Origin of the sequence: Ligilactobacillus sp. MP3, from assembly GCF_024436335.1 — a bacterium.
GTDB lineage: Bacteria > Bacillota > Bacilli > Lactobacillales > Lactobacillaceae > Ligilactobacillus > Ligilactobacillus salivarius.
In genome coordinates this window covers 1-13,606 of record NZ_JANFQI010000011.1, presented here as the reverse complement: position 1 = coordinate 13,606, position 13,606 = coordinate 1, and the positions used below count along the sequence as shown (strand labels likewise).

General features: G+C 32.3%; 14 protein-coding genes and 1 riboswitch. Of the genes, 2 read left to right on the top strand and 12 right to left on the bottom strand.

What is annotated here, in order from left to right; genetic code table 11:
- Positions 1–100: 100 nt before the first annotated feature.
- The gene (locus NOU10_RS08065; protein ID WP_255906534.1) at positions 101–2,176 is read right to left on the bottom strand and encodes a DNA topoisomerase III; all 2,076 of its coding nucleotides are present in this window, start codon (positions 2,174–2,176) and stop codon (positions 101–103) included.
- A 74-nt stretch (positions 2,177–2,250) separates the two neighbouring features.
- Between NOU10_RS08065 and NOU10_RS08060 the strand changes: the two genes are divergently transcribed.
- Positions 2,251–2,787 (top strand): sugar O-acetyltransferase, encoded by a 537-nt coding sequence (locus tag NOU10_RS08060; protein ID WP_255906533.1) that lies wholly within the window; start codon positions 2,251–2,253, stop codon positions 2,785–2,787.
- 43 nt (positions 2,788–2,830) lie between these two features.
- Here NOU10_RS08060 and NOU10_RS08055 read toward each other — a convergent pair whose 3' ends face one another.
- The 6 genes from NOU10_RS08055 to NOU10_RS08030 all read right to left on the bottom strand — a co-directional run bounded on the left by NOU10_RS08055 (position 2,831) and on the right by NOU10_RS08030 (position 9,038).
- Positions 2,831–4,165, bottom strand: a complete 1,335-nt coding sequence (locus NOU10_RS08055) for a nucleobase:cation symporter-2 family protein (protein WP_003705195.1) — start codon at positions 4,163–4,165, stop codon at positions 2,831–2,833.
- A 2-nt stretch (positions 4,166–4,167) separates the two neighbouring features.
- Positions 4,168–4,746: a xanthine phosphoribosyltransferase gene (locus tag NOU10_RS08050; RefSeq protein ID WP_255906532.1), complete on the bottom strand. Its 579-nt coding sequence runs from the start codon at positions 4,744–4,746 to the stop codon at positions 4,168–4,170.
- A gap of 67 nt (positions 4,747–4,813) precedes the next feature.
- A riboswitch (purine riboswitch) is annotated at positions 4,814–4,911 on the bottom strand.
- Between the two features lie 44 nt (positions 4,912–4,955).
- Positions 4,956–5,612: a glycoside hydrolase family 73 protein gene (locus NOU10_RS08045; RefSeq protein ID WP_255906531.1), complete on the bottom strand. Its 657-nt coding sequence runs from the start codon at positions 5,610–5,612 to the stop codon at positions 4,956–4,958.
- 32 nt (positions 5,613–5,644) lie between these two features.
- On the bottom strand, positions 5,645–6,241 hold the full coding sequence (locus tag NOU10_RS08040; protein ID WP_255906530.1) for an ECF transporter S component: 597 nt from the start codon (positions 6,239–6,241) through the stop codon (positions 5,645–5,647).
- A gap of 142 nt (positions 6,242–6,383) precedes the next feature.
- Positions 6,384–7,352: an AEC family transporter gene (locus tag NOU10_RS08035; protein ID WP_255906529.1), complete on the bottom strand. Its 969-nt coding sequence runs from the start codon at positions 7,350–7,352 to the stop codon at positions 6,384–6,386.
- Positions 7,353–7,412: 60 nt separating this feature from the next.
- Entirely contained in the window at positions 7,413–9,038 is a 1,626-nt protein-coding gene (locus NOU10_RS08030) for a malolactic enzyme (RefSeq protein ID WP_255906528.1), read from the bottom strand.
- Between the two features lie 141 nt (positions 9,039–9,179).
- Between NOU10_RS08030 and NOU10_RS08025 the strand changes: the two genes are divergently transcribed.
- On the top strand, positions 9,180–10,061 hold the full coding sequence (locus tag NOU10_RS08025) for a LysR family transcriptional regulator (RefSeq protein WP_161022877.1): 882 nt from the start codon (positions 9,180–9,182) through the stop codon (positions 10,059–10,061).
- Between the two features lie 65 nt (positions 10,062–10,126).
- Here the strand turns inward: NOU10_RS08025 and NOU10_RS08020 are convergent, their stop codons facing one another.
- The 5 genes from NOU10_RS08020 to NOU10_RS08000 all read right to left on the bottom strand — a co-directional run.
- Complete coding sequence (locus tag NOU10_RS08020) at positions 10,127–10,561, bottom strand: MarR family winged helix-turn-helix transcriptional regulator (RefSeq protein WP_003705201.1); 435 nt, start codon at positions 10,559–10,561, stop codon at positions 10,127–10,129.
- Between the two features lie 333 nt (positions 10,562–10,894).
- A complete protein-coding gene (locus tag NOU10_RS08015) occupies positions 10,895–11,428 on the bottom strand; it encodes a TetR/AcrR family transcriptional regulator (protein ID WP_003710625.1) in 534 nt (177 codons plus the stop codon).
- A gap of 28 nt (positions 11,429–11,456) precedes the next feature.
- Entirely contained in the window at positions 11,457–11,900 is a 444-nt protein-coding gene (locus NOU10_RS08010) for a universal stress protein (protein WP_003703052.1), read from the bottom strand.
- A 123-nt stretch (positions 11,901–12,023) separates the two neighbouring features.
- Positions 12,024–12,470, bottom strand: coding sequence for a CopY/TcrY family copper transport repressor (locus NOU10_RS08005; protein ID WP_003705203.1), 447 nt, complete (start codon positions 12,468–12,470; stop codon positions 12,024–12,026).
- A gap of 141 nt (positions 12,471–12,611) precedes the next feature.
- Positions 12,612–13,606 (bottom strand): LPXTG cell wall anchor domain-containing protein (locus NOU10_RS08000; protein ID WP_255906527.1); only part of this gene is annotated, 995 nt, incomplete at its 5' end.

Genomic DNA, 13,606 nt, shown 5'->3' with positions numbered 1-13,606 from the left:
CGTACTTACCTTCCAATTCTAAATACTTTCGCTTATTAGTTTAACATATTAGCGTTTGTTGTTGGAAATAGATACTTTTATTTTTCAAAAATTTTCAATTTTATTCGTTTTTACCCATTGCTGCTTTTAAAGCTAATGCTAAAGGACTCTCTTGTGGCTCATCATCTTGGTTAATTTTCTTTAGCAATCTTCTTTCCTCATGCTTAGTCATCTTTTTATTTTTCTTACCAACTGTCATCTTTTCAGTAGTACCGTCATACTTACATCTGAAATATTTACCATTTTTTCCTTCAACAATTAACATCTTGCGGTGACATTGTGGACAGCGATGGTTGGAAACTTTAGCATCTTTTCGACGACGATAATTGCATTCTGGATTAGAACATACATATATTTCTCCATCTCTTGTTTTTCGAACTTTTAGGAAACTATTACATTCTGGACAACGTTTCTTAGTCAATGAAAAGTCTTTATAATCTTCTTTACTATTCTTTACTTCACTTACTAAACGTTTAGTATCATTTTTTATATCTCCAATAAATTTTTGTGATTTCATTTTTCCATGAGCAATATCTTCCAATTGTTTTTCCCATTTAGCAGTCAATTTAGGACTAACAAGTTCTTTATTTACAAGATTTAACAATTGTTTTCCTTTAGGTGTTACTCTTAGTGCATGACCAGTTCTTTCCATCAGCTCCGATTTTACTAATTTCTCAATAATTTCAGCTCTAGTTGCTGGAGTACCCAAGCCAAATTTTTCCATTTGCGCTAATAATCCAGCTTCTGTTAACGGTGCTGGTGGTGTTGTTAATTTTTCTTCAACTGTAAAGTTTGGATTTACTATAGTATCTTTTTTCAGATTTAAAGCAACTTCTTCAGATGCATCTTTATTCTTCCAACCATAATCTAGAACTTTCTTTCCTACGAAAATAAATTCATCTTTATCAAAAGTTACAACTACTCTTAATTCTTCAACTGTATAAGGTTGTGCAAAAATCCCTAAGAAACGCGAAACAATTAAGTTATATATTTTCTGTTCATCAGCAGAAAATTTACTGTAGTTTGGTACTTGTTCAGTCGGAATTAGAGCATGGTGATCTGTAACTTTACTATCATTGAAAACTTTTTTCAAGATAACCTTAGCTTTGTTTTTTATAGATTCTTCAGCCCTACTATCATATTTTCTAATCGCTTGTAACCTTTCCATTAAAGTAGACTTAATATCATTAGACAAGTATCTACTATCAGTTCTTGGATAAGATACCACTTTATGAATTTCGTATAAACTTTGAACCAAGCTCAATGTCTTCTTAGCTGAATAACCGTATCTCTTATTTGCTTCTCTTTGTAATTCCGTCAAATCGTACAGTAAAGGTGCTGCTTCTCTTTTTACCTTTGAATTAATATTCCTTATTTGACCCTTAAAATTATCCAGATGACGCTTTTTCTTTTCAGCTTCATCACGTTCTTTAATCGCATAAATATTTTTTTGTTTCATGTATGCAGTTTGATTACCAAGGCGTAATGCTATCCGATAATACTTTTGAGGCATGAATTTTTCAATTTTTTCTTCTTGTCTTCTCACTAAAGATAATGTAGGAGTTTGAACACGTCCAGCTGATAAATTGTCTTGATATTTAACAGTTAATGCACGTGTAACATTTAAACCAACTAACCAGTCTGCTGTGGCACGAGCTAATGCTGATTCATATAAGTTATTATATTTTTCTGCTGGTTTTAATTCTTTAAATCCCTGCTTAACAGCTTTATCTGTCTGTGAAGAAATCCAAAGACGCGTAACTTTTTTATTTGCATGTACATATTGTAATATCCAACGAGCTACCAATTCTCCTTCACGACCAGCATCAGTAGCTATTACAATTTCATTTATGTCTTTTCTTTTGACTAAGTTTTCTATTGTCTTTAATTGGCTTCTGGTCTTTGGCAATGGCTTTGTTCCAATGAATTTAGGTAGCATTGGTAATGTTTCTAATTGCCACTTCTCCCACTTTTTGTTTAAATCTTCTGGCATTTTTAAACCTAGTAAATGTCCTAAAGCCCAAGTTATAACATAATTTTTACCTTCAAGATAGTTTTTCTTCTTTTCATTAGCATTTAAAATTCTTCCAATGTCACGAGCGACACTTGGCTTTTCTGCTAAAATTAATTTCTTCATTAAAAATCTTCCATTCTTTTACATTCTTGCTACAATAAAATTATACACTATATTGAAGAAAAGGAATTGTAAGATTGTTTAATAGTCAAACTGATAAACTTACGGTATTAAAAGCTCAAGCTCAAGATATCTGTCGTAAATATAATAATAAGATAAATTTCGAAAATAAGTATGATTACTCATTACTGTCATCTTTATTTAAAAATTTAGGAGATAATCCTTACATTGAATCTAATTTTTATTGTGAACTAGGTACTAATATTTCATTTGGAAATAACTCTTTTCTAAATCATGATGCAACTATTGTAGATTATGCACCAGTTAAGATTGGAAATAATGTCAATATTGCTCCAAAGGTTGGCATCTATACTACTATTTATCCTGATGATCTCAAATTGAGGAAACAACATTATCTTTCAGCTGCTCCAATTATCATTGAAGATGGCGTATGGATTGGAGGACATGCTGTAATTGGTGCTGGAGTAACAGTTGGTAAAAACTCTATTATCGGTGCTGGCAGCGTTGTTACAGGAGATATTCCAGCTAATTCAGTGGCTGTTGGAAATCCAGCCAGAGTTATTCGTAAAATCAACATTGATGATAAACCATAAAAAAATTCACGATATGTTTTTACATCTCGTGAATTTTTTCTTTTTATTTAGTTTCAACCGTCATTGGACGTTCATCTTTTTGAGTAATTTGTTCCTGATCTAATCCTTCTTTACCTTTGAAACAAACATTTAAACCAACTGAACAAATACTTGCAACAACGATACCATTACCTAAGAACAATTGAATTGTACGAGGCAAGTTTTGGAAAATTGTAGGATAAATAGATACTCCTAATCCCAATCCAATTGACACTGCTACAATCAAAATATTACGTTCATCTTTGAAATCAACGTCAATCAACATTCTAATCCCTTGGACACTAATCATTGCAAACATTACCAACATAGCCCCACCTAAAACTGGAGTTGGGATAATAGTTGCTAATGCTCCAATTTTTGGAAGTAACCCTAAAATCATCAATAAAACTGCTGACCAATAAATTGGACGCTTAGTCTTAATTCCTGTTAATTGTAATAAACCTACATTTTGTGAGAAAGTTGTGTATGGGAAAGTATTAAAAATACCACCTAAAACTACAGCTAAACCTTCTGCACGATAACCATGCTTTAAATCATCTTCAGTAATATCTTTGTTTAATAAATTACCTAAAGCAAAGAATACACCTGTGGATTCAACCATTGATACTAAGGAAATGATTATCATTGTTACAGAAGATGACCATTCAAAGTGTGGAGCTCCAAAATAAAATGGTTGTGGCACGTGGAACCATGCAGCTTCGACAATTGGTTGCAAGGATACCATTCCCATTGTAGCTGCTAGTAATGTTCCTAAAATTAAACCAATTAATACAGCTATGGAACTCAAAAAACCTTTACCCCAAATCTGAATAATCAAGATAATCAAAATCGTTACAAAACCAGTAACTAAATTCTTCCAATTACCAAAATCAGCAGCAGTTGCATCGCCACCACCGATATTTTGTAGAGCAATTGGAATTAATGTTAAACCGATAACTGTAATCAATGTTCCAGTTACAACTGGTGGGAATAATTTCTTAATCTTAGAAAAATAACCTGAAATCAAAAACACAAAAATTCCGGCGACAATAATTGCACCATACATCGTTCCAATTGTAAATTGTTTACCTATCATCTTCAAAGGTTCTACCGCTTGAATCGCACATCCTAAAACAACTGGTAGTCCAATTCCAAAATACTTATTACGAGCTAATTGAATAAAAGTAGCTAAACCACACATAAAAATATCAATTGATACCAAATATGTCATTTGCTCGCTATTAAATCTTAATGCTGTACCAATTAGTAATGGTACGGCAACTGCTCCTGAATACATCGCCAATAAATGTTGTAAACCTAAAATCGCAGCTCTACCATGATTTACATTTTTTTCTTGCATGATTATTCTTCCCCTTCAAAATGTACTTGGTTATCATCAAATGAACTAATAACAGCTAGAGATTCTAATCTAACTCCTCTATCATGAATAATCTTTGCACCTTCTTGGAAAGATTTCTCAATGACAATTCCTACACCTTTAATTTCAGCACCAGCAGCATCGCAAATATTGAATATTCCTTGAACGGCTTGGCCATTAGCTAAGAAATCATCAATAATCAACACTTTATCATCTGATGTTAAAAATTTCTTATCAACAGAAATTGTATTAGTAACTTTCTTTGTATAAGAATAAACATCTGAAGTATATAGATTATCTACCAATGTCAAACTCTTATGTTTACGAGCAAAAACAACTGGTAACTTCATAACTAATCCAGTCATTACAGCAGGTGCAATCCCTGATGATTCAACTGTAATAATTTTTGTTATTTCTTCATCTTTGAATAATCTTGCAAATTCCTCTCCCATTTTATACATCAATTCAGGATCAATCTGATGATTTAAAAATTGATTTACCTTCAACACATTTCCTGGTAAAACAACTCCATCTTTCTTGATTTTCTCTTCTAATAGCTTCATAACTCCTAATTCCTCCATAAAATAATAAAAGCTCTTTTACCATAAGTAAAAAAGCCCATACTAAAATATACTATGCTTAATTACTTATAGTCCAAGATTTAAGGTCCTGGGTAGAAACTGTCACCCATATTATGACGATATATAAGTATATATTTAAAGATAACATACAATAACAACTTTAACAACCATTATAATTCGGATTTTAACTCTTAATTATTATCATATTTATCTAAATTATATGTTTTTATTAATGAAATTAACTTCTGAGCATAATTAGGATCTGTTGCATATCCTCTTTGTTGTAAAGCTTGAGCAGCTTCCACATAATTATCTGCTGACAACACAGCTTGATAATGACTACTATCCCAACTTGTTCCATTTACTAAAAGTGCCGTATGTTGTTCAATAGATTCTCTCCAACTTTGATAAATAGCAAATCGTGCCCTTACAACAATCCATTGTCCATTTACATACTCTTTAGTTGTCATTAAGCCCCCAGTATCACTCTTTACCCCAAATAAATTGTAATATTGTGTGGCTAATTCACTTTGACCCCAATTTGATTCTAATGCTGCTTGAGCAATAGTAATACTAGCAAAAATATGGTATTTTCGCTGTTCATCTTGCGCAATTGGAGCAATTTTTTCTACAAATTCTTCCTTTTTTACGTCTTCAATTTTGGTCGTTTGTGTACTATTGCTTGCACCAGACCATTTTATTAATTGTACAAATAATAAACTTAACAAAATAACTACCAATAATAAGTCTGATAATCGAAGTTTGCCATTTACGTATAAGAACTTAAATTTTGTTTTTTTTCGTCTTTTCTTGACTATTTTTTTACTTTGTGTTCTTTTTCGCGCCAAGCTTGGTAACTTCCTTTCTATTAGTTTATTTATTATTTGATACGATTAATCATCATTTTTCTTAAGGGCTTTGCAATCATAGGGGCTAATATTCCTGCTAAAATAGCTTCAGGAATTCCATTCGTTGCGATTACCCCTAATAAATAAGGTAATAATGCTTGAATGTCGATATGATATAAAGCCATCGAATGTCCACGGTAAAATAGATAGATTTGACCTAGGACCAGGATAGTATTAACTAATGATCCTGCAACAGCTGCAACTGTCATACTTAAATATCTTTTCCCAGTCCTAAGTGTTAAGAACTTGAATAACCAGCCAGCGACTGTCCCAATTAAAATTCTAGGTAATATTGAAATTAAAGGATTAACAAAAACAATTGCTGCTAAGGGACTAGTTGGCCAAACAAAAGCTCTAATAAAAGTAATGACACCCCATATTCCACCTATGATCGATCCATATTTAGTACCAAAAACTAAGGCCGTAACAATTACCGTTATGTGGATAATTGTTAAATTTAGTGGCCCCATTGGAATATAACCTAAAAATGGTATGAAATTTTGAATGATAATAATTGCACTAAATAAAGCAATTAGTACCTGTCTAAAAATCTTATCCTTACTCTCCAAAATATAAAATCCCTTCTTAGATAATTCATTAGCTTAGATTATATCACATTATTAGAAATAAAATTATAAAAATAAAACTAATCATATTATGAACTTCTAATCGTCATAATATGATTAGTTTCTCTCTCTTATGCTTAAAAAACTATATATATTGGATGATTGTCATTAAGATTGGTACTACTACAATGAATAATACTGTACTCATGACGACAATATCAGTGGCATATTTTACATCGCCATGTGCTTCATTTGCTAAAATTGGTAGAACTGCTAATGCTGGTGTTGCAGCTTGTACAATAAATGTTTCTCTCATTAAACTTACCATGTGAATTCCTACTGCTGGAGCAACAAATTTTATAAGTAAAATTAATACAAGTGGGGAAAGAATAAATCTTCCTATTAAACCTAAAATTGTATCTCTTTCAACTTTAAAATTCTTCAATCCCGCATCACAAAGTACAATACCAATATAAATTAATGATAGTGGTGTTACCAAACCACCAACATATGTCAATGTTTGAGCTGCAAATGCTGGAACTTTGATACCAGTCAATAACCATAAAATTGCAACAATGAAACCTACCAATGGCATTGGTAATAATTTACGCCAATTAATCTTTTTAGCTGCATTTTTGTTTTTAGCAACTGGATCATCATTGTAAATTAAATAAACACCAAATGCCCAGGTTGAAACTGTATTAATAATATAGTAAATCAAAAAGTAAGATAGTCCTTTTGAACCAAACAAAGCATTGTTTAATGGCATACCAATAAAAATTGTATTGGCATTTACCACTGTGTTCATAAAGATGCCTCGACGACCTGGACGAATTTTAAAAATCTTAACTGTTAACCAAGCAATGATATAACCTATTACTACTCCTAAAGCTGGAAATAGTAATCCTTGGAATAAATTGCCTAAGCCATCTCTTGTCAAATGATCTTGAACTGAAATAAAAATTGAAGCTGGTAAAGCAATTTGTGTGATTAATTTGGAAATATTACTTGAAAACGAATCGTCAAACCATCCATTCTTTCGTAAAATGTATCCTAATGCCATCATCAAAACAATAACAACTACGCTAGATACTGAAGTTAAAAATGCTGCCACTCTATCTCCTCCTAATCTATTCTCATTCTCTCTATCTCTTTGTCTTTCTTAAAATAAATATTAATAGCGTGGTTCCCATTTCATATCAGCTACAGCTTTTTTAGCATCTGTCACATTTTCTTTAGACAATCCTTGATCAATAACTGATTGAGCTACAGTTTCAGCAACTGTTGTTGTAAATTCTTGTAACTTATCAATTGGTGGTAAAACTGGTGCACCTGGTTCATCAGGATCAACAATTCCACCTAAAGCATGACTTGCTTGGGAAATCATTTCTTCATTCAAAACTTTAGAACTTGCTGCCATTGCACCAAAACATACACCTGGATAAATCAAAGCGTTGTTAGCTTGACCAATCTTATAAGTTACCCCATTATATTCAACATCATCTGATGGAATACCTGTTGCAACTAAAGCACGACCTTCAGTCCACTTAATCAAGTCATCTGCATGTGCTTCAATCAACTTAGTTGGGTTAGAAATTGGGAAAATGATTGGACGTTCTGTATATGCAGCCATTTCTTTGATTATACTTTCAGTAAACGCACCTGGTTGAGTTGAAGTACCAATCATAACTGTAGGATGAACTGCTTTTACAACAGCTTCTAAGTTTGTTAATTCATCAGCATTTTCAAATTCATCGCGTGAACGAACAAATGCTTTTTGACCTTCAGTTAATCCTTCTGTATCGTCAAATAATAATCCTTGTTTATCAACAAGATAGAAGTGTTTCTTAGCTTCTTCTTCACTCAAGCCTTGACGCTTCATTTCATCAAACATTAAACGAGCAATCCCAATTCCAGCTGTTCCAGCACCAAAAGTTAAGAATTTTTGATCTGTGAATTTTTGTTTGGAAATATTTAAAGCACCTAAGACACCAGCCAAACAAACAATACCTGTGCCTTGAATATCATCGTTGAATGTTAAGATTTTATCTTTATACTTATTTAAAATAACGTCCGCATTAGAACGACCAAAGTCTTCAAAATGTAACATTGATTCTGGGAATAGTTTTTGAACTGCAGCTACAAATTTATCAATTAATTCGTAATACTTTTCACCATAAACACGTTCATGTTTGTTACCTAAATACAATGGATCATTTAATAATTCTTTGTTGTTAGTACCTGCATCAATAGAAACTGGTAAAACTTGTGCTGGATTAATACCTGCTGCAGCTGTATAAACCATTAATTTACCAATGGCAATATCTACTCCATCAACGCCCCAGTCTCCAATACCTAAAATTCCTTCAGCATCTGTAACTACAATCAAGCGAATGTCACGACCATCAGCTGCATTTTTCAAAGTTGTTTCAATTGATTCAGGTTTATCGATTGAAATAAATGCTGCTTCTTGAGGACGCATAAATAAATGATTGTATCCTTCGATTGATTCAGCAACTACTGGATCATAAACAATTGGCATAAATTCTCTTAAATGTTGTCCCATTAGATAAAAGAATAATGTTCTATTAGTATTAAATAAGGACATTAAGTAAATTCTTTTTTCCAATCTTGATGTCTTTGAGCTATACTGTTCATAGATACGTTCAGCTTGTTCTTCGATTGTTTGAACGTGACTTGGCAATAATCCTACTAAGCCTAATTCTTCTCTTTCTTCTTTAGAGAAGCCTGTACCTTTATTTAAAAATGGATTTCTTAAAATTTCTTGTGGCGTTGCCATATAAATTCCTCCCATGTAAATATCTAATTTACCTGTTTACATGGTGCATTATAGTTTTGGGTTAAAATTATTGTCAAATAAAGATACAACTATTAATATTATTTATATGATAAAAAGAAAGGTTATTATACCGGTGATTAAATGGATACAAAAAGTTTAGAATATTATCACAAATTAGTTGAAGAAAAAAATTTTTCAAAAGTTGCTGAATTTTTCGAAGTTAGTCAACCTACAATTACATTAGCAATTAAACGTCTAGAAAATGAATATCAAACAAAATTTTTTCTGCGGGATCGATCACATAAAGAACTTATTTTGACTAAAGATGGTGAGCAGTTTGATAGGCATGTAGTCACAATTCTTAATGAATTAGAAATTGCACGTAAAGAAATTTCTCGAAATCAGGAACAAATGATCCGTTTAGGACTGCCCCCTATTATTAGTCAGTTCTATTTCCCACAAATTACTCCAGGTTTAGCAGATAACAAACTTTTAAGACGAATCGAACCCTATGAAGAAAAAGGATCTGCTATTTTATTAAAAATGTTAAAAGACGGTACCTTAGATATGTCTTTACTTAGCTCAACTACTCCACTAGCTAATAAAAACTTGAAAGCACATATTATTTCAAAAGCGAATTTTAAAATTATTGTTAGTCCTCAACATCGCTTAGCAAATAGAAAAAGTGTAACTTTCAATGAATTAGTAAACGAAAACTTTATTAACTTAAATTCAAGCTTTATTCATGCAGAAGTTTTTAAACACTTTGCCCACGAGGCACATTTTCGTCCAACTATTATCTTCCAAACAAGCGATGTCCCGTTACTAAAAAGTTTGGTATCTCAAAATACTGGAATAGCCTTATTAACGGACTTGGCTTTGAAAAACACTGACGATCTAGTTGCACTAGATATTGAAACTAATATTCCACTAAATTTCATTGTTTCAATTGCATACCGTCGTTCTCATATTTTAACTCCTAACCAAAGTAAACTAATTTCTTTATTAACAGATAAAAAATAGTCTAGAATCATCGATTTTGGAATCTTTGATTCTAGACTATTAATTATTTATTTACTTATGAGTAGTTATCTAGGATTATTTTCAGCAATAAGTTCTGTTGCTTGGCGTAATACACGCTTAAAAATAGCTAAGTCACGTGGAGCTACTTCATCTTCTAAACGTTCTTGCAAATTATCCCAAAATTCACTTTGTTGTGCTAAAGCATTAGTATAATCTTCTGTAACTGATAAATGTGTAACACGTCTATCTTCATCATCGATTTTTTTTGTCACTAAACCTAGACTTGTTAATTTTTTAATATGATAATTTGTATTAGGTGTAGATTGACCTAATAACTTAGAAATTGTTCCAATAGTAGGATTATCTAATTGGTTAATTGCTTCTAAATAGTACATATCGATTGCACCTAACTTGTCCAATTCAACAGCACCTTCATAATAATCATGTAATCTAATAAGTTGTGTTAAGTTAACCATTGCTCTTTGAATAGAATTGCTCATTGATCTTACCTCCAATTTACTAAGATTGCCTTATATCCTTTTTATGCAATAAACACAAATTCTATCGTATAATAAAATATACATATAAGTAAATAGCAAATACCATAAATTTATTTAAAATAACATTTTCAGACAAGTTTACAGTTGTACTTAATTTACCTGTTTGTATTATACTTTATTATTTTTATCTTGTAAAATACTTTGGCTAAATTTTTTTTACTGCAATGAAATTTAAAATTATTGACTATTTTTATAAAATCATAATAAAAGCACTAACTATCAACACTTAATTTAGTATTGATAGCTAGTGCTTTTACTTAATTACTTACAATGTTATGGCATGAAATTCCTAAAGAAGTCGATTAACTCTTCTTCTGGTGTTTGAAAATTTTGTTCTACCCAATCCACTACAACTGTTAGAACTCCACCAGCAATCATTTTAGCCGTCATTTTCGGAACTGCAGAAGTGCTTAGAGCATTTCTCACCCAGTTAATGTCAGTAAAATTTTCTGTGTCTTCTTTCGAACCTTGCAGTAACTGTTCGCTGAGCATATTAGTAATAATATTCATCAGTGTAACATCATTATTATTAATTAATACATTTCTAAAAAGCGGCTTATCATTGCCAATCATTGTAACAACTGAATTAATAGTATCATGTGGGTCAAGTTCAGCAACCATGAAAGTTAAGAAACTATACTTTAACAAATCAAATTTATCAGTAAAGTAACGATAAAATGTACTACGATGTACTCCTGCTTCACGGCAAATTTGATCTACTGTTATCTTTTCAAGTGGTTCTTTTCGCAAAAGTACTAATAAACTATTACCTAATGCTTCTTTTCTTCTGGCTTGTTGCTTTTTCATTGACCTATTACCTCATAATTTTTAATTATTAGCGTACTACTAACACTGAAATTGGGGAATATTTAACGATATAAGCAGCTTGTGAACCAAAATATTTTCTAATTCCAGTTTTGGATAAAGCACCGATAATTAGTAAATCTGGTTCAACCGCAGGGATAATATGCTTAACAATTTCTTCACCGGCATTTCCTTCAGAAAATACTAGTTGAACATTTTTTACACCTGCTTCTAGCGCTATTTTTTTGTAACCTTCCATGTGCTTTTCTAATTCTGCACGTTCACCATGAATATAATCACGTGACATAGCTTGATAAATATTCATTTCATCTTTTTCTAAAATAGAAGTAATAACTAAAGTTGCATCTAATTCAATAGCTCGACGCATGGCTACACGGAATGCTAATTGAGCATCTTCTGAATCATCTACACCAACTAGTATCTTTTTAATATTTTTAATATTTTCAGAGTCCATCTCTTCCATCCTCTCAACAAAAAATTGTACCTGCAAAGCTACGATTTTATTATACTTTATTCCCCTAAGTTTTTAAATATATTTTTTAGGATAACCAAACTTTTTATTTCAATACTGTAAAAATCAATTATCCATCTCCATCATACAATCACAACTGCCATTAGGAACACAGTTACATGGCAATGATTCTGGAGCATTTTTTGCTTTAACTTCAAGAATTGACTCAAGTTTTTTTATATCATCTTTGGATAATTCTACATTATTCAATACCGTTGCCAAAGTTTGACCCACATGCATCTGACAAATATTTCCAAAACTTGTTAATATTTGTTCGTTAATTGTTTGTTGTTCTTTAATAATAGGATAGTAAATATAGGCTCTACCTTTCCGTCTAGTTCCTACATATCCCTTTGCTACTAAGCGACCAATTAATGTTTTAGTGGTAGCTGGTTTCCATTGTCTTCTGTCAGATAAAGCTTCGATAATTTGTCGACTTGTTGTTTCACCTAAAGCCCAAATAACTCTCATAACATCCCACTCTGCATTACTGATCTCAACTTTTTCCAACATTTCCACCACCTTAAAAAATATTATATATAATAGTATACCACTATCTTATATATTTTAAGTAGTAGTACATACAAATTGCACAAAAAAAGATCAATAACTTTTACGCTATTGATCTCTTTTGCTAGTCAATCTTTATCTTAACTAGTCTTTCTTTCTCTTTTTACCTAAGCCGAACAAACCTAAGATTCCCATTAATGCCATTCCGATTACAGATAACTTCTGACTATCATTAGTTTCACCAGTTTGTGGTAATTCACCTGCTTTAGCATTAGCAGTATTCTTACCAAGTGAATTATTATCTTTATTAATCTTATTATTGGTATTTGTTGGTTTAACCTTCACGTTAGAGTTTGTAGTATTACCATTACCTTTAGCAGTTACTAATTGACTACCTGGAATTGTATTTGTTGAACCATCTGGGTATGTTAGTGTTGCAGTTCCGTCATCAGCTATAGTTACCACTGTACCTGGATTAAGTTTTTCCAAGTTATTTGATAGTTCTTCTTTTTCGCTATCTGTTAGTTTGTTTGGATCGTCTACTTTTACCTTGTCGCCTGGTTCCTTTGGTTCATTCTTATCTGCGTCGCTCTTTGCGTCGCTCTTTACGTCGCTCTTGCCTTCTACCACTTTGTCTCCTGGAATTGTGTCCTTGGAGCCATCTGGGTAGGTTACTGTTACGTCGCCATTGTCACCTACGGTTACCTTGCTTCCTTCTGGTAAGGTTGACTTGCCATTTTCATCCTTGTTTGCGTCTTTGACTGCTTTAACTACTTCTGATTTTTCATCTTCTGTTAGTTTGTTTGGATCGTCTACTTTTACCTTGTCGCCTGGTTCCTTTGGTTCGTTCTTATCTGCGTCGCTCTTGCCTTCTACCACTTTGTCTCCTGGAATTGTATCCTTGGAGCCATCTGGGTATGTTACTGTTACGTCGCCATTGTCGCCTACGGTTACCTTGCTTCCTTCTGGTAATGTTGACTTGCCATTTTCATCCTTGTTTGCGTCTTCGACTGCTTTAACTACTTCTGATTTTTCATCTTCTGTTAGTTTGTTTGGATCGTCTACTTTTACCTTGTCGCCTAGTTCCTTTGGTTCGTTCTTATCTGCGTCGCTCTTGCCTTCTACCACTTTGTTACCTA

What these genes read in the sequence shown, in the direction of transcription:
- NOU10_RS08015 (WP_003710625.1), bottom strand. Translation starts at nt 11,428, where the DNA reads ATGAAAAAGCAACAAGCCAGAAGAAAAGAAGCATTAGGTAATAGTTTA.
- NOU10_RS08020 (WP_003705201.1), bottom strand. Translation starts at nt 10,561, where the DNA reads ATGAGCAATTCTATTCAAAGAGCAATGGTTAACTTAACACAACTTATT.
- NOU10_RS08055 (WP_003705195.1), bottom strand. Translation starts at nt 4,165, where the DNA reads ATGCAAGAAAAAAATGTAAATCATGGTAGAGCTGCGATTTTAGGTTTA.
- NOU10_RS08010 (WP_003703052.1), bottom strand. Translation starts at nt 11,900, where the DNA reads ATGGACTCTGAAAATATTAAAAATATTAAAAAGATACTAGTTGGTGTA.
- NOU10_RS08005 (WP_003705203.1), bottom strand. Translation starts at nt 12,470, where the DNA reads ATGTTGGAAAAAGTTGAGATCAGTAATGCAGAGTGGGATGTTATGAGA.
- NOU10_RS08065 (WP_255906534.1), bottom strand. Translation starts at nt 2,176, where the DNA reads ATGAAGAAATTAATTTTAGCAGAAAAGCCAAGTGTCGCTCGTGACATT.
- NOU10_RS08030 (WP_255906528.1), bottom strand. Translation starts at nt 9,038, where the DNA reads ATGGCAACGCCACAAGAAATTTTAAGAAATCCATTTTTAAATAAAGGT.
- NOU10_RS08050 (WP_255906532.1), bottom strand. Translation starts at nt 4,746, where the DNA reads ATGAAGCTATTAGAAGAGAAAATCAAGAAAGATGGAGTTGTTTTACCA.
- NOU10_RS08025 (WP_161022877.1), top strand. Translation starts at nt 9,180, where the DNA reads ATGGATACAAAAAGTTTAGAATATTATCACAAATTAGTTGAAGAAAAA.